Genomic DNA, 16,841 nt, shown 5'->3' on the forward strand with positions numbered 1-16,841 from the left:
TCGAGTCTATTATAACTTTTAGCGTACTCATCTACTCTTTCTAAAGCTGATTCGATTGCTTCTACTATTCGTTGTTGTTCGGATAGTGGAGGCAATAACATAGGAACTTCATATTTTAAAAATTTTATTGAAGCTAAATTTTTTATCGCTGAACCTATAGAATGCTCTTTTAGTGTATTAATCAAACTCGTAAACATCCATTTAAAATACTGTGAATCTATTATATCTGAGTTTAACGTAAGTTTTAATAATGCTTGATTTATAACTCCATTATAATAATTTGAAGGTATTTGAAAGATTTCTCCAATAGTACCTGCACAAGATATTAAAATATCTCCTGCTTTTATTGAAAAATTTTTTAAACGTATATAATCACTCTCTTTTAACCAATAGTCTCCATAATCTATAGTTTTTCTTATAGCATTACCTTGTTCATAAACCTTATATGTATGTTCTCCTTTCGGAACAAACATTGACTTTGTTATAGAACTACCAAAAGGACCTCTTTTTATTGAGCCGTCCTCTAATGCACAAATGTCTGGTAAATAAACTATGGCCCATCCTTTAGGTATATTATGTTTAAACTCTTTTATACTTCCATCAGCAAACTTCCCATAATGTTTCCCATCATCACCACGAAATATCTCGGTTTCCTTTTTATCTCGTTTGATTTTTCCTTCACTGATAAGTTTTTCTTTTTCAGCTTTAATTCTCTTTAACAATTCACTTGCAGGTTCGTCATTGGGATTTTGCGGCACTAATTTCCCTTCCATCGCTCTTTGAAGGATACTTGCTTTAAGTTGTTCTGGTGTCATTATTTATCCTCCAACAACTGCAAAATATCAGCTAATACATTATCAATCTTATGATTTAAAGTTGCTCTTTCCGCTTGATAATTCTGAATCAACTCAAAGGGATTTAAGATTTCCTCTTCCTCTTTTGGAAAACCACACTGGTCTAAATTATAATTCAACTCAGCCAATTCACTAGGTGTAAATGATTTAGATTTGTAGAACTTACCTTCCAGAATCTCTTCACGATTTTCCCACCAGTCACGAACAGGATTGAAGTGTTCTGACTTCATCGGCTTAGTTTTAGAGAAATTTTTATAACCATCTGGCATATCTAAACGATAAAACCAAGTTTCTTCTGTTTTCTTTGTTTTATCAAAGAAAAGAATGTTCGTATGGATTCCTGTATACGGTGCAAAGACACTATGAGGCAACCTAATAATCGTATGCAAGTTGAACTCATCTACCAGTTTTTGTTTCAAGCGAGTTTTTACACCTTCACCAAATAGAAAACCATCAGGTAAAATAACTCCAACACGACCATTTTCTTTCAAACGATACATAATGACAGCCATAAATAAATCAGCCGTTTCAGAACTCCGTAATTCTGCTGGAAAGTTATTTTTTATTGTTTCTAATTCTGACCCTCCAAAAGGTGGATTCATCATAATAATGTCAAATTTTTCATCATCCGTATATTCACGAACATTTTTCTCCAAAGTATTTCCATGAACAATTTTAGGATCATCAATTTCGTGAAGAAACAGATTTGTAACTGCTAAAAGATGAGGAAATGCTTTCTTTTCAATACCAAAAACAGCTGTATTATATTTTTTGGTATCTTCACTAGTTTTACGTTGACTACTTAAACGGTTCAGAGTCGAAGTCAAGAATCCTCCTGTTCCGCAAGCAAGGTCTGCCATTGATTCTCCAAGTTTTGGGTCAAGAACTTCGGCAATAAAATCAGTCGCTGCACGTGGCGTATAAAATTCTCCTGAGTTCCCAGCATTTTGAATATCTTTAAGAATTTTTTCGTAAATATCATTAAACGAATGACGATCTTCAGGGCTATTGAAATCAACTTCATCAATAACATTGATGACTTGGCGTAACAAGACGCCATTTTTCATATAGTTGTTCGCATCTTCAAAAGCTGATTTAACAATCGTTTTTCGAATAGGCATATTTGAAGTTATTTCAAGCTCTTTCAACTCTTTGAATAACTTGTTATTGACAAAATCAAGTAATTCATCGCCTGTCAATACCCGCTCCCCATTTTGAGCATGAGCCCAATTCCGCCATTTTAATTCCTCTGGGATAATTGACTCATACTCGTCTTCTTCTAATTCCCAAACCATTTCACGGCTATCATAAATTTTTAAGAATAATAACCAAGACATTTGTTCAATACGTTGAGCATCACCATTAACACCAGCATCGTTTCGAGTGATATCTTGAATTCTTTTTACAAATGATGTAATTGACATACTTTCCTTTCATTAAGCTACTGTAAATAGCTCTTGCTCTAATTCTTTAATTGCTTGTAAATATCGTTTTTTATCTCCAAAATAAGTATTGATGATTTTGAAGGTTCCACCATATATCTGAAATTCTGGAAGTTTTAATGTTTCAATACTTTCGAGTTCTCCAATACCTTTATCCATGTATTTGTCCAGTAAAATTTCCAAAACAGCACGCGCTTCCTCACTATATTTATATAAATATCCGCTTTGTTTGAGTTTATTGATACGTTCCGTTTTGGTTAATTCTTTTTGACCATAGGCAAGTTTTAGGAGTAAATCAAAATCATCGATTTCTTGTTCTGATATTCCCTCCGACTCTCGAATAGCATCTAGATAAACTCCTTTTTTATAAAGTTCATCTAAGATAAGCTTCTTTTTATCCGCCGTATGCCAAACTGTGATAAAATCGTTCAAAGTGGCGTAGCTACCTAAGATATTCTTTCGAGTGTAGTCGGTCAGGCTTTCGGTAATCAGTTTCCCGTTTTCGTCCAATACTTGAACAGTAGAATTAAGAATGGTAACCTGCTTGTCTGTAACGATATATTTTTCTACTGGGTCACCACCTTCGTTTACAAAACCAGGTGTAGTACCATTGTTTGTTTTTGCGCCCGTTTCCAGAACCTTCACTGGTTCACCATCAAAATCAGGGTCAGCAAACAAATTGGTAACATTGCGAAAATCAATAATCGTAAAAAATTCTTTCCCTTTTTGAGGATAAAGACGTGTGCCACGACCAATAATTTGTTTAAATTCAGTCATGGATTGGATATTAGAGTCTAAAACAATCAAACGACATGTTTTAGCATTAACTCCTGTCGTTAATAATTTAGACGTTGTTACAATAGCGGGAAAATTAGAATTGACATCCATAAAGTTATCCAGTTGAGCTTTTCCTTCAGCGTTGTCACCAGTTACTTGCATGACATAACGATAGTCTTCTTGGACTAAGTCTAGATTCTCTTTTACAAGTGCAGCACGCATTCGCTCGGCATGGTCAATATCAACACAAAAAACAATTGTTTTATCAAATCGTGCATTGTTTTGCTTCATATAATCAGAAACAAACTTGGCAACTCTTTGCGTTCTATCATCAATGACAATGGTTTTATCAAAATCTTTCCTGCCGTAGTACCTATCTTCTATTAATTGTCCGTTAGCATCAACTTTTCCAGTTTCTGGACGATAACCATCCACATCCACATCTAAATTAACCCTCATAACACGATATGGAGCCAAAAAACCATCCTCGATTCCCTGTTTTAAACTATAAGTATAGATTGGCTCACCAAAGTATTCCGTATTGGAAGCATTCTTGGTTTCTTTAGGAGTAGCGGTCATCCCAATCTGTGTCGCAGAACTGAAATAATCAATTACCTTACGCCAGTTACTGTTTTCCTTAGCTGAACCACGGTGCGCTTCATCAATTACGATTAAATCAAAGAAGTCTTTGTCAAATTTTTGATAATGTGTTTCAGTTCCATCTTCACCAGTTAGTTGCTGATAAAGCCCTAGATAAATTTCAAAAGAATTTAATTTTTCAGGAGCAGTCAAAAGTTTTGGTGTAATTTTCGTCATTACCTTTTCGAATGGCCTAAAGTCTTCAGCCATCGTTTGGTCTACTAAGATGTTTCTATCTGCTAAGAATAAAACTCGTTTAGCCAAACCAGCTTTTCGAAGGCGATGAATAATTTGAAAAGCCATGAACGTTTTCCCCGTTCCTGTTGCCATCACAAACATTACTCGTTTTTGTCCTCTGGCAACTGTTTCAATAGTACGGTTGATAGCTATTTGCTGATAATAGCGTGGCGTTTTCATTGAGAAGGCGTCTGTATAGTATGGAGTTGAGATAGCTTCTGTAATTTCGTACGTCAATCCTTTTTCCTTCGTCATACGAGAAAATAATTCTTCACGAGTAGGGAATTCGTCTAACTCCAGCTCACGTTCTTCTCTCGTGATACGGTCGTGTTCAATAAAGCCATCACCATTCGAAGAATAAACAAATGGAACATCTAAAATCTCTCCATATTCAATAGCTTGTTGTAATCCTGCTCGAACGCTGTGTTTATTATCCTTTGCCTCAACAATTGCAATTCGAGTTCCAAATTTGTAATACAGTGAATAGTCTGATTTTTTTCCTTCTTTACGACGAGCCTTATCTCCTCTAACCTCAATTCGACCATCAGTGAAGTATTCTTCGTAAGCGATATGCTCACCATTTTTCCATCCTTTGGATACAATAGCAGGAGTGATGAAATTTGCTTTAATATCCTCCTCACTCATTTCTTTCTTAGACTTTATAAACTCAACCATATTGAACCCTCCGCATTCTAAAAATCTACTTCTCCATAAAATAAACTATCAGAACAAATTATACTTCTATTATATCACACTTATAAAAATACTCTGCTAAATTGTTGAAAATAAGTATGCAATATACTTTCGCATCGCGTCAGATTATCTCCGCATAACACCGCTATTTTTCGCTGTTTTCGGCAGGCGACTTATTATCATTCTATAAGCACTTTCAGTCGGGCTGGTGAGATATTTTTCAAAAATAAATAATCACATTTAAACATTTTGAAAGTATAAAATATCTACATCAGCCGTTCAAAAACTGGCGTAAATTTTGCTATAATATTTTCGTTTAAATAAAGATTTTTTTATGCCAAAAGGATTTTAACAATGCGGATGCTTCCTATTTTGCTTCTCTTTTTAGCTCTACTACCGTTTTTCTCAAAGTTTGTCACTGGAGGTAGTTCTTTCAGTTGGGGAGTATTTTTGAGTTTCATAATAGATTGGGTTTTATTGATAGTTTTTGCGATTCAGATTTCTTATATTTTTTGGAGATTGAGTCAAAAGTGGAAAGAATTATCTAATAAATAACGCTAGGCATGTTGTCTAATTTTGGGGTAAGACAATGAATAGCAGAGTAGAATTTCGGATTTTCACCATTGTTGATTTGGACAAGAAAGAAGAATATTTACATGAGATGCATTTGAAAGGTTGGAGGTATAGAACTAGTCGTTTTGGTTTGTTCTATCTTGACCAATGTCAACCAGACGATGTCATCTACCGTATCTATGATTCTAGATTTCTTAAAAAATATAAGCATGAACTGCAAGATTTTAGAAATAGAGGTTGGGAATTGATAGGAGCAGGTTTTTGTTCGATTCTTCGTAAATCGGCTTCTGATATACTTTCAGAGGATCAAGTCTATATGAGTAATAATCTCAGGTGGGAAGTTATGCGATATAGACTTCGTTCATGTGCAGCTACTTTCTTAGGAGGTTTTGTTGTTTGTATGAGTTTGTTTCGAGAAGAACTGTCGCAATCTTTCTTTGTTATTTTTGCTCTATATGCCTTTATGATTTCTTATCTAATCTATGGTTATTTCAGACTAAAAAGTAAATACCGAGTAGATGGAAGGCAGGGTTCTAGGTCTTCAGACTGATTTTTAGCACTCTTGATAAAAGAGTGCTAATTTTTTGAATTTTTATCTTGACATTCTCTTCTAAGGGTGTATAATAGAATCATAAGTTAGCACTTGAATGTATCGAGTGCTAATTTATCAGACAGAGAGGAGTGATGAGATGGTTACAGAGCGTCAGCAGGATATTTTAAATCTGATTATTGACATCTTTACCAAAACGCACGAACCTGTCGGATCCAAAGCCTTGCAAGAGTCTATTAACTCTAGCAGTGCAACCATTCGTAATGACATGGCGGCTCTAGAAAAGCAAGGTTTGCTTGAAAAGGCTCATACTTCAAGCGGTCGGATGCCAAGTATTGCTGGTTTTCAGTACTATGTAAAACACTCACTGGATTTTGATCAACTGGCTGAAAATGAGGTATATGAGATTGTCAAAGCCTTTGATCAGGAATTCTTCAAACTGGAGGATATTCTGCAAGAAGCTGCTAATCTACTGACAGACCTGAGTGGCTGTACGGTAGTGGCACTGGATGTTGAGCCGAGCAGGCAACGTTTGACAGCCTTTGATATCGTTGTTTTGGGGCAACATACAGCCTTGGCAGTATTCACCCTAGACGAGTCGCGAACGGTTACCAGTCAGTTTCTGATTCCAAGGAACTTCTTGCAGGAAGATTTGCTGAAACTGAAGAGCATCATTCAGGAACGTTTCCTCGGTCACACCGTTTTAGATATTCACTACAAGATTCGGACGGAGATTCCGCAGATTATCCAGCGTTACTTTACAACAACGGACAATGTGATCGATCTCTTTGAACATATCTTTAAGGAAATGTTCAACGAAAACATTGTGGTGGCGGGCAAGGTTAATCTCTTGAATTTTGCCAATCTAGCAGTCTATCAGTTCTTTGATCAACCGCAAAAGGTGGCTCTGGAGATTCGTGAGGGGTTGCGTGAAGATCAGATGCAAAACGTCCGTGTTGCAGACAGTCAGGAGTCCTGTCTAGCTGACCTAGCTGTGATTAGTAGCAAGTTCCTCATTCCTTATCGGGGAGTTGGAATTCTAGCCATTATCGGTCCAGTCAATCTGGATTACCAACAGCTAATCAACCAAGTCAATGTGGTCAACCGTGTTTTGACCATGAAGTTGACAGATTTTTACCGCTACCTCAGCAGTAATCATTACGAAGTACATTAAGATTGAAATCATTAAAGGAGGCGAAAATGGCCCAAGATATAAAAAATGAAGAAGTAGAAGAAGTTCAAGAAGAGGAAGTTGTGGAAACAGCTGAAGAAACAACTCCTGAGAAGTCTGAGTTGGACTTGGCGAATGAACGTGCAGATGAGTTCGAAAACAAATACCTTCGCGCTCATGCGGAAATGCAAAATATCCAACGCCGTGCTAATGAAGAGCGTCAAAACATGCAACGTTATCGTAGCCAGGACTTAGCAAAAGCGATTCTCCCTTCTTTGGATAACCTTGAGCGTGCACTCGCGGTTGAAGGATTGACAGACGATGTCAAAAAAGGATTGGAGATGGTGCAAGAAAGCTTGATTCACGCTTTGAAAGAAGAAGGAATCAAAGAAATCGCAGCTGACGGTAAATTTGACCATAACTACCATATGGCCATCCAAACTCTCCCAGCAGACGATGAACACCCGGCAGATACCATCGCCCAAGTTTTCCAAAAAGGCTACAAACTCTATGATCGCATCCTACGCCCAGCCATGGTAGTTGTTTACAACTAGGCAATTCTGACGGTAGCTAAAGCAACTCGTCAGAAAACGGCAATCGCTATGGCGTTTGCCTAGCCTCCTTATTAACTCGTCGTCGAAATAAAATCGATTTCGACTTCTCGTGTCGCAATTTACATAATAGAAAACTTGTCCGAAACGACAATAAACTATGAAGAAAGATAAGAGGCAAGCCGGAGGCTTGCAAGGAAGATATTTCCCGCCGTGGTAAAAGTTTCAGTAGCTTTTGCTACTGAAACAGGGGATTTTTGAGACAATAGGCTCAAAAATAAGTGATGAAATCCCGAAGGGAGTTGCTCACGTCCCCACCACTTAAGGGAAATATAAAAAAAGAAAATTAACTAACAAGGAGAAAAACACATGTCTAAAATTATCGGTATTGACTTAGGTACAACAAACTCAGCAGTAGCAGTTCTTGAAGGAACTGAAAGTAAAATCATCGCAAACCCAGAAGGAAACCGCACAACTCCATCTGTAGTCTCATTCAAAAACGGAGAAATCATTGTTGGTGACGCTGCGAAACGTCAAGCAGTTACAAACCCAGATACAGTTATCTCTATCAAATCTAAAATGGGAACTTCTGAAAAAGTTTCTGCTAATGGAAAAGAATATACTCCACAAGAAATCTCAGCTATGATTCTTCAATACTTGAAAGGATACGCTGAAGACTATCTTGGTGAAAAAGTAACCAAAGCAGTTATCACAGTTCCTGCTTACTTCAACGACGCTCAACGTCAAGCAACAAAAGACGCTGGTAAAATTGCTGGTCTTGAAGTAGAACGTATTGTCAACGAACCAACTGCAGCAGCCCTTGCTTACGGTTTGGACAAGACTGATAAAGAAGAAAAAATCTTGGTATTTGACCTTGGTGGTGGTACATTCGACGTTTCTATCCTTGAATTGGGTGACGGTGTCTTCGACGTATTGTCAACTGCAGGGGACAACAAACTTGGTGGTGATGACTTTGACCAAAAAATCATCGACCACTTGGTAGCAGAATTCAAAAAAGAAAACGGTATTGACTTGTCTACTGACAAGATGGCAATGCAACGTTTGAAAGATGCAGCTGAAAAAGCGAAGAAAGACCTTTCTGGTGTAACTTCAACTCAAATCAGCTTACCATTCATCACTGCAGGCGAGGCTGGACCTCTTCACTTGGAAATGACTTTGACTCGTGCGAAATTTGACGATTTGACTCGTGACCTTGTAGAACGCACAAAGGTTCCAGTTCGTCAAGCCCTTTCAGATGCAGGTTTGAGCTTGTCAGAAATCGACGAAGTTATCCTTGTTGGTGGTTCAACTCGTATCCCAGCCGTTGTTGAAGCTGTTAAGGCTGAAACTGGTAAAGAACCAAACAAATCAGTAAACCCTGATGAAGTTGTGGCTATGGGTGCTGCTATCCAAGGTGGTGTCATCACTGGTGACGTTAAAGACGTTGTCCTTCTTGACGTAACACCATTGTCACTTGGTATTGAAACAATGGGTGGAGTCTTCACAAAACTCATTGACCGCAACACAACAATTCCAACATCTAAATCACAAGTCTTCTCAACTGCAGCAGACAACCAACCAGCCGTTGATATCCACGTTCTTCAAGGTGAACGCCCAATGGCAGCAGATAACAAGACTCTTGGACGTTTCCAATTGACCGATATCCCAGCTGCACCTCGTGGAATTCCTCAAATCGAAGTAACATTTGACATCGACAAGAACGGTATCGTGTCTGTTAAAGCTAAAGACCTTGGAACTCAAAAAGAACAAACTATTGTGATCCAATCTAACTCAGGTTTGACTGACGAAGAAATTGACCGCATGATGAAAGATGCAGAAGCTAACGCTGAAGCAGATAAGAAACGTAAAGAAGAAGTTGACCTTCGTAACGAAGTAGACCAAGCGATCTTTGCGACTGAAAAGACAATCAAGGAAACTGAAGGCAAAGGATTCGACGCAGAACGTGACGCTGCCCAATCTGCCCTTGATGACCTTAAAAAAGCTCAAGAAGACAACAACTTGGACGATATGAAAGCAAAACTTGAAGCATTGAACGAAAAAGCTCAAGGACTTGCTGTTAAACTCTACGAACAAGCAGCAGCAGCGCAACAAGCTCAAGCAGGAGCAGAAGGCACACAAGCAACAGGAAACGCAGGCGATGACGTCGTAGACGGAGAGTTTACTGAAAAGTAAGATGAGTGTATTGGCTGAAGAATATCTAAAAAATACACGAAAAGTTTATAATGATTTCTGTAATAAAGCTGATAGTTATGAGTCTGCAAAAGATTTTATAGATAATATTCCAGCAGTATATTTGGCTAGGTATAAAGCAATTATTTTAGCTGAGCATGAAAGTTGTGTTAAAAATGATGAGGCGGTAAGGAATTTTGTTACTTCAGTATTGTTGTCAGCGCTAGTATCAGCACTAGTATCAGCAACCATACAAAAACCAGAATTTATAATATCGTTTATAATGGGCATGATTTGGGTTGTCGGTGTATTCCTTCTAATCTATTGGAATTTTATAGCAAATACTAAGAAGAGACAAAAATATATAAATATTTCTGTACTTATAGGATATTTAAAATCAAAATAAAGTTAATTTACTTATTTGCAGAGGTTGCAACCCAGCCTCTGTTTTTCGATAAAAAGGGACGGAATATCATTTGTTTGGGTTTTGTCTCATCAATATGAAAGAAAGGAACAAATGTGTTCAGGGAATTGAACACGGGTTCCCAAATTTCTTACTTAATATAACAGAAAGGAATTGAACCCGACCTAAATTCTCGGAAAAAAGATAAATCTGTCTAGGAGCATCGCTCCAGCGTCAGATTTCCTATTTTTCAGTCGAATTTTACGGTCTTGGTATCTTGTATGAACAATACTGAATTTTATGATCGTCTGGGGGTGTCAAAAAACGCTTCGGCAGACGAGATCAAAAAGGCTTATCGTAAGCTTTCGAAAAAATATCACCCAGATATCAATAAGGAGCCTGGTGCTGAGGAAAAGTACAAGGAAGTTCAAGAAGCCTATGAGACTTTGAGTGACGACCAAAAACGGGCTGCCTATGACCAATATGGTGCTGCAGGCGCCAATGGTGGATTTGGAGGCTTCGGTGGTGGAGCTGGCGGTTTCAATGGGGCAGGTGGCTTCGGTGGTTTTGAGGACATTTTCTCAAGTTTCTTCGGCGGAGGCGGTGCTTCACGCAATCCAAATGCTCCTCGCCAAGGGGATGACCTCCAGTATCGTGTGAACTTGACCTTTGAAGAAGCTATTTTTGGAGCTGAAAAAGAAGTTAAATACAACCGTGAAGCAAGCTGTCGTACATGTAATGGCTCAGGTGCTAAGCCAGGAACCAGTCCAGTCACTTGTGGACGCTGTCATGGTGCTGGTGTCATTAACGTCGATACGCAGACTCCGCTTGGTATGATGCGTCGTCAAGTAACCTGTGATGTCTGTCATGGTCGCGGAAAAGAAATCAAAGATCCATGTACAACATGTCACGGAACAGGGCATGAAAAACAAGATCATAGCGTACATGTCAAAATTCCTGCTGGTGTGGAAACTGGTCAACAAATTCGCCTAGCTGGTCAAGGTGAAGCTGGATTTAACGGTGGACCTTATGGTGACTTGTACGTGGTTGTTTCTGTGGAAGCCAGCGATAAGTTTGAACGTGAAGGAACTACTATCTTCTACAATCTCAACCTCAACTTTGTCCAAGCAGCTCTTGGTGACACAGTAGATATTCCAACTGTTCACGGTGATGTTGAATTGGTTGTCCCAGAGGGAACTCAGACTGGTAAGAAATTCCGCCTACGTGGCAAAGGAGCTCCGAGTCTTCGTGGTGGTGCAGTTGGTGACCAATATGTTACCGTTAATGTCGTAACACCAACAGGCTTGAACGATCGTCAAAAAGCAGCCTTGAAAGAATTTGCAGCTGCTGGTGATTTAAAAGTCAATCCAAAGAAAAAGGGCTTCTTTGACCATATTAAAGATGCCTTTGAAGGAGAATAATACTCTTCGAAAATCAAATTCAAACCACGTCAGCGTTGCCTTGCCGTACTCAAGTACAGCCTGCGGCTAGCTTCCTAGTTTGCTCTTTGATTTTCATTGAGTATAAACAAAAAGAGCCGAGTGGCTCTTTTTGTTTATAGATTTTTTAAGACTTTCCTTAAGTAATGACGGACGGTAGCGATCTTCTTCGAAGTTCCATACCTAAACTTTGAGCCTAGGTCTCAAAGTTTCCGGACGAGTCTGAGACAAAAAGATTTTGATTTCAGGAATTCTTTATTATAAATTTTAAAAATCGATAGATTAGATAAAAAAGCGAACAAGACAGAATTCTGAGTGTCAGATAACTCGTTTTGTTCGCTTTTTATATTGAAGATTAGACTTTTATCCCAGACTCGTTTTCAGTACGGCGGAAAATCTTCGATTTAGTTGTGAAATGGTGAATGATACTCTTTAAAAATCTCCTCAAACCACGTCAGCGTCGGCTTGTCTACAACCTCAAAACTGTGTTTTGAGCTGACTTTGTCAGTTTTATTCACAACCTCAAAACGGTGTTTTGAGCAGCCTGCGCCTAGCTTTCTAGTTTGCTCTTTGATTTTTATTGAGTATGAGTTGCCTAAATTATGATGTATAGTTGATGGGATATAACTTGTTTACGTTTTAAAAAAGAGCCGACTGGCTCTTTTTACTTATCTTCGATTTCCTGTGTTTCTTTAATCACAGCTAGTCTAGTCTGGATATCCTTTTCCAAGACCTTAAACTTGTAAGTCAGGTCTTCTTGATATTCCTTGATGAGTTCTTTTTGCTGGTCAATGATTTGTAGGCTGTTTTGGATAATATCCACATCGTCCTTGATAGCTTGAACGCGGTCAGTGGTATTCAAGACTTCATCTGTGATGGTTTGGCGATTTTTTGTGAGCAGATAACTTCCAGCTGCAGCTCCTGCAAATAGCAATAGATTGGATAATTTCATGGCAACTCCTTAGGCATTTTTGATGGTTTCAGCGACTTGAGCGAGTTTGTCAAAGTCTGGTTCGTGGGCGATAAAATCAATCTTAAGGTCATCGTCCGCACTGTAGCGAGGTACGAGGTGAACATGGGTATGAAAGACGGTTTGACCTGCGACTTCTTCACAGTTAGCAATGATATTCATACCAGTAGCCTTGGTAGCTTTCATGACTTTTTGAGCTACTTTTGGTACTTGGGCAAAGAGTTGGCTGGCGCTAGTAGCATCCATTTCTAAAAGATTACGATAGTGTTCTTTTGGCACGACCAAGGTGTGTCCTGGTGTCACTTGAGAGATATCAAGAAAGGCAAGAACCTGCTCATCTTCATATACTTTTGAAGCAGGAATTTCCCCTGCGATGATTTTACAAAAAATGCAATCTGACATAAAATCTACCTCTACTGTACTGAATTTTGATATAATATAGCTACATTATACCAGATTTGGAGAAAATATGTTAGAAATTAAAAACCTGACAGGTGGCTATGTTCATGTCCCTGTTTTGAAAGATGTGTCTTTTACTGTTGAAAGTGGGCAGTTGGTCGGTTTGATTGGTCTCAATGGTGCTGGAAAATCGACGACCATCAATGAAATTATCGGTCTGTTGACACCTTATAGTGGCTCCATCAATATCAATGGCCTGACCCTGCAAGAAGATGCGACAAGTTACCGCAAGCAAATTGGCTACATTCCTGAGACACCTAGCTTGTATGAGGAATTGACCCTCAGAGAGCATATCGAAACGGTTGCCATGGCTTATGGTATTGAGCAAGATCTTGCTTTTGATCGAGTAGAACCTTTGTTAAAAATGTTCCGTCTGGACCAGAAATTAGACTGGTTCCCTGTTCATTTTTCAAAAGGGATGAAGCAGAAGGTCATGATTATCTGTGCTTTTGTGGTGGATCCAAGTCTTTTCATCGTGGATGAGCCTTTCCTTGGTCTTGACCCGTTGGCTATTGCGGACTTGATTCAGCTTTTGGAAGTGGAAAAGCAAAAAGGCAAGTCTATTCTCATGAGTACCCACGTGCTGGATTCAGCGGAAAAGATGTGTGATGCTTTTGTCATTCTTCACAAAGGGGAAGTGCGTGCTAAGGGAAATCTCCTGCAACTGCGCGAAGCCTTTAACATGCCTGAGGCTAGTTTGAATGATATTTACTTGGCTCTGACCAAAGAGGAGGACCTATGAAAGACTTGTTTTTAAAGAGAAAGCAGGCTTTTCGTAAGGAGTGTCTTGGTTATCTACGTTATGTTCTCAATGACCACTTTGTCTTGTTCCTGCTTGTCCTGCTGGGCTTTCTAGCCTACCAGTACAGTCAACTCTTGCAAGATTTTCCTGAAAATCATTGGCCCATCCTTTTGTTTGTAGGAATTACCTCTGTTTTACTGTTGCTTTGGGGTGGAATTGCCACCTATATGGAGGCTCCAGACAAGCTCTTTCTCTTAGTTGGAGAAGAGGAAATCAAGCTCCATCTCAAGCGTCAAACTGGCATTTCCCTAGTCTTTTGGCTCTTTGTACAGACCCTTTTCTTGCTTTTATTTGCGCCCTTATTTTTAGCCATGGGTTATGGCTTGCCTGTCTTCCTAATCTATGTGCTTTTGTTTGGGTTAGGTAAATATTTCCTCTTTCGTCAAAAGGCCAGCAAATTTTTCACTGAAACTGGACTGAACTGGGACTATGTCATTTCCCAAGAAAGCAAGCGCAAACAAGTCTTGCTTCGTTTCTTTGCCCTCTTTACGCAGGTAAAGGGAATTTCAAACAGCGTCAAGCGTCGTGCCTATCTGGACTTTATCCTAAAGGTTGTTCAGAAGGTGCCTGGGAAGATTTGGCAAAATCTCTATCTTCGTTCTTATTTGCGAAATGGAGATCTCTTTGCGCTCAGTCTCCGTCTGCTCCTACTTTCCTTGCTGGCGCAGGTCTTTATCGAGCAAGCTTGGATTGCGACAGCAGTGGTAGTTCTCTTTAACTACCTCTTGCTCTTCCAGTTGCTGGCCCTCTATCATGCCTTTGACTACCAGTATTTGACTCAACTCTTTCCACTGGACAAGGGGCAAAAGGAAAAAGGCTTGCAGGCGGTAGTCCGAGGATTGACCAGTTTTGTTTTACTTGTGGAATTAGTTGTCGGGTTGATTACCTTCCAAGAAAAACTAGCCCTTCTAGCCTTGCTGGGTGCAGGTTTGGTTTTACAAGTCTTGTATTTGCCTTATCAGGTAAAACGTCAGATGCAGGACTAACATTGCCTATATGACACTAAAAAAGAAGTTGAGTTCAGTTTGCCTCAACTTCTTTTATTTTCTACAAGATAATGGTTGGCTCGTAGAGGCTCAACTTGGTCTTGACTTGGTCAAAGTGGAAGCGGTCATAGGCCCGCCAAGCGGCACGAGTAGGAGCATCTGGATCGAGAGCGCTGAGTCCCATGAGAAGACTGGAAGTCTGGTAAAATTTTTCCAGTTCAATCAAGACTCGATTATCCACTGTCTCAGCCTTTGCTAGAAAGCCAAGAATAGAGTTTAATTGCTCCTGAAAGCGGACGTCGTCAGCGGTTGCCTGTCTGCATGCTTGGTAGGCTTTGTTTAAGTCAGTTATCAGTGCCTGAGCAGTTTTAATTGGGTCTGTCATTTACGTGACCTCCTATATAATTTATGTTTTAAGGTAAGGGATTGTGTAAATCTCCTAGTGAGGCACCTATATTATTAGCAACATTGCCAACTATGTTGCCCCAATCAATGATACATTTACCATTATCAAGATTAGCTTTATTATATGAATATCCATTTCTACATAGTACATTATCGCTAATCATATGAAACGGAGAATACCATCCATATGGCATACTACCGCCATTTATATGAGAAAGTTCGATTGATGTTAATTGTTTTGTTTTATTTGACTTGGCCATAATTTTCTCCTTGTTATATTTACGTCAATTGCAATAGAGTATATTTATAGGGTGTTAATCATGGTGGATGTGAATAAATCATATGCACCCCTCCTTTTTTGATGATTTTTAAAGTTGTTGCAAACATAGTCTTTCTATAATCATAGTCTATCACTTTTATCTCCTTTTTCACCATCAAATCTTTAATTGTCCTTGAAATTTCCTGAATGGTACTGTTAAGATTTTATGATAAAATAGTTGTAAGCTCATCATGATGTTGTAGAAAAATAGTCCTTTTAGGAGTTTTCAAAGACTGTTTAGGATTGGGTGCGCTTGTGTGAGAACTTTTCTGTTATTCTTTTCTTAGGAGGAGAATCCAATGAAACATATGATTATTCAGACACAGAAAACAGTTTATAAAGTAAACATCGACGATGTCTACTATATCCAAACACATCCAACTAAAGCCCATACTGTACAGATTGTTACAGAAGAAGCTAGTTTTAATATGGTTCAAAATTTAAGTGATCTTGAGAACCAATATGGGAAAACCTTGATGAGATGTCATCGAAATTGTTTGGTCAATCTTGATAAAGTGAAATCGATTGATTTTCAAGAAAGAATCCTTTTTCTCGGAGAAGAAGGTCAATACGCTGTCAAGTATGCCAGACGTCGCTATAGAGAAATTCGTCAAAAATGGTTGAAAGAAGGAGAGTAGGAAGATGAGAATATTTGTTTTGGAAGATGATTTTTCCCAACAGACTAGGATTGAAACGACGATTGAGAAACTTTTGAAAGAACATCATATCATTCCCAGCTCTTTTGAGGTCTTTGGTAAGCCAGACCAGCTACTGGCAGAGGTGCATGAGAAGGGCGCACATCAGCTATTCTTTTTGGATATTGAGATTCGAAACGAGGAGATGAAGGGGCTAGAAGTGGCTAGAAAGATTCGAGATCGGGATCCATATGCCCTGATCGTCTTTGTGACGACTCACTCGGAGTTTATGCCCCTGTCCTTTCGCTACCAAGTGTCTGCTTTGGACTATATTGATAAGGCCCTTTCGGCAGAGAAGTTTGAATCTCGTATCGAGACAGCCCTCCTCTATGCCAATGGTCAAGACAGTAAAAGTCTGGCGGAAGATTGCTTTTATTTTAAATCAAAATTTGCTCAATTCCAGTATCCTTTTAAAGAGGTTTACTATCTCGAAACGTCCCCAAAATCTCATCATGTTATTCTCTATACCGAGACGGACAGACTGGAATTTACAGCGAGTTTAGAGGAGATTCTCAAGCAGGAGCCTCGTCTCCTGCAGTGCCATCGCTCTTTTCTTATCAATCCAGCAAATGTGGTGCATTTAGATAAGAAAGAAAAACTGCTTTTCTTTCCCAATGGTGGAAGCTGTCTAATCGCGCGTTATAAGGTCAGGAAAGTGTCTGAAGCTATCAATAACTTACACTGAT

17 protein-coding genes are annotated in these 16,841 nt (G+C 39.0%); 10 read left to right on the plus strand and 7 right to left on the minus strand.

The window, feature by feature from the left end:
- From HT671_RS00105 to HT671_RS00115, 3 genes are all read right to left on the minus strand, one after another.
- Positions 1-815 (minus strand): restriction endonuclease subunit S (locus HT671_RS00105; protein ID WP_172922990.1); only part of this gene is annotated, 815 nt, incomplete at its 3' end.
- Positions 815-2,278 carry a class I SAM-dependent DNA methyltransferase gene (locus tag HT671_RS00110; RefSeq protein WP_000029046.1) on the minus strand — a complete coding sequence of 488 codons (1,464 nt, stop codon included), beginning with the start codon at positions 2,276-2,278 and terminating at the stop codon, positions 815-817. The genes HT671_RS00105 and HT671_RS00110, both read right to left, overlap by 1 nt.
- Positions 2,279-2,290: 12 nt before the next feature.
- Complete coding sequence (locus HT671_RS00115) at positions 2,291-4,624, minus strand: DEAD/DEAH box helicase family protein (protein ID WP_172922991.1); 2,334 nt, start codon at positions 4,622-4,624, stop codon at positions 2,291-2,293.
- A gap of 607 nt (positions 4,625-5,231) precedes the next feature.
- On the opposite strand from HT671_RS00115, the gene HT671_RS00120 reads away from it, so the two are divergent.
- The 6 genes from HT671_RS00120 (at position 5,232) to dnaJ (ending at position 11,501) form a co-directional block, all read left to right on the plus strand.
- Complete coding sequence (locus HT671_RS00120) at positions 5,232-5,765, plus strand: DUF2812 domain-containing protein (RefSeq protein ID WP_001088699.1); 534 nt, start codon at positions 5,232-5,234, stop codon at positions 5,763-5,765.
- Between the two features lie 139 nt (positions 5,766-5,904).
- Positions 5,905-6,939, plus strand: a complete 1,035-nt coding sequence (gene hrcA, locus HT671_RS00125) for a heat-inducible transcriptional repressor HrcA (protein WP_000255739.1) — start codon at positions 5,905-5,907, stop codon at positions 6,937-6,939.
- 26 nt (positions 6,940-6,965) lie between these two features.
- Positions 6,966-7,490 (plus strand): nucleotide exchange factor GrpE, encoded by a 525-nt coding sequence (gene grpE, locus HT671_RS00130; protein ID WP_000046032.1) that lies wholly within the window; start codon positions 6,966-6,968, stop codon positions 7,488-7,490.
- A gap of 366 nt (positions 7,491-7,856) precedes the next feature.
- Positions 7,857-9,680, plus strand: coding sequence for a molecular chaperone DnaK (gene dnaK / locus HT671_RS00135; protein WP_000034669.1), 1,824 nt, complete (start codon positions 7,857-7,859; stop codon positions 9,678-9,680).
- A 1-nt stretch (position 9,681) separates the two neighbouring features.
- The gene (locus HT671_RS00140; protein ID WP_000114360.1) at positions 9,682-10,083 is read left to right on the plus strand and encodes a hypothetical protein; all 402 of its coding nucleotides are present in this window, start codon (positions 9,682-9,684) and stop codon (positions 10,081-10,083) included.
- Positions 10,084-10,361: 278 nt separating this feature from the next.
- Positions 10,362-11,501, plus strand: a complete 1,140-nt coding sequence (gene dnaJ / locus HT671_RS00145; protein ID WP_014017330.1) for a molecular chaperone DnaJ — start codon at positions 10,362-10,364, stop codon at positions 11,499-11,501.
- 682 nt (positions 11,502-12,183) lie between these two features.
- Here dnaJ and HT671_RS00150 read toward each other — a convergent pair.
- Positions 12,184-12,471, minus strand: coding sequence for a hypothetical protein (locus tag HT671_RS00150; RefSeq protein WP_000777749.1), 288 nt, complete (start codon positions 12,469-12,471; stop codon positions 12,184-12,186).
- A gap of 9 nt (positions 12,472-12,480) precedes the next feature.
- Entirely contained in the window at positions 12,481-12,891 is a 411-nt protein-coding gene (locus tag HT671_RS00155; protein ID WP_001278321.1) for an HIT family protein, read from the minus strand.
- Positions 12,892-12,958: 67 nt separating this feature from the next.
- Here HT671_RS00155 and HT671_RS00160 point away from each other — a divergent pair, with 67 nt between their 5' ends.
- Positions 12,959-13,690 carry an ABC transporter ATP-binding protein gene (locus tag HT671_RS00160; RefSeq protein ID WP_000889950.1) on the plus strand — a complete coding sequence of 244 codons (732 nt, stop codon included), beginning with the start codon at positions 12,959-12,961 and terminating at the stop codon, positions 13,688-13,690.
- Positions 13,687-14,736, plus strand: a complete 1,050-nt coding sequence (locus tag HT671_RS00165; protein ID WP_000653756.1) for an ABC transporter permease — start codon at positions 13,687-13,689, stop codon at positions 14,734-14,736. Before HT671_RS00160 ends, HT671_RS00165 begins: the two co-directional genes overlap by 4 nt.
- A 61-nt stretch (positions 14,737-14,797) precedes the next feature.
- On the opposite strand, the gene HT671_RS00170 is transcribed toward HT671_RS00165, so the two are convergent.
- Both HT671_RS00170 and HT671_RS00175 read right to left on the minus strand, forming a co-directional pair.
- Complete coding sequence (locus HT671_RS00170) at positions 14,798-15,121, minus strand: helicase BlpT (RefSeq protein WP_172922992.1); 324 nt, start codon at positions 15,119-15,121, stop codon at positions 14,798-14,800.
- Positions 15,122-15,149: 28 nt separating this feature from the next.
- Complete coding sequence (locus HT671_RS00175) at positions 15,150-15,401, minus strand: hypothetical protein (protein ID WP_138702985.1); 252 nt, start codon at positions 15,399-15,401, stop codon at positions 15,150-15,152.
- A 358-nt stretch (positions 15,402-15,759) separates the two neighbouring features.
- On the opposite strand from HT671_RS00175, the gene HT671_RS00180 reads away from it, so the two are divergent.
- Together HT671_RS00180 and HT671_RS00185 are read left to right on the plus strand one after the other, a co-directional pair.
- Positions 15,760-16,098 carry a LytTR family DNA-binding domain-containing protein gene (locus HT671_RS00180; protein WP_000682128.1) on the plus strand — a complete coding sequence of 113 codons (339 nt, stop codon included), beginning with the start codon at positions 15,760-15,762 and terminating at the stop codon, positions 16,096-16,098.
- A gap of 4 nt (positions 16,099-16,102) precedes the next feature.
- Positions 16,103-16,840, plus strand: a complete 738-nt coding sequence (locus HT671_RS00185) for a LytTR family DNA-binding domain-containing protein (protein ID WP_001219132.1) — start codon at positions 16,103-16,105, stop codon at positions 16,838-16,840.
- Position 16,841: the final 1 nt, after the last annotated feature.

It is taken from the genome of Streptococcus sp. 2741 (genome assembly GCF_013276315.1).
In the GTDB taxonomy this organism is placed as follows: domain Bacteria; phylum Bacillota; class Bacilli; order Lactobacillales; family Streptococcaceae; genus Streptococcus; species Streptococcus pseudopneumoniae.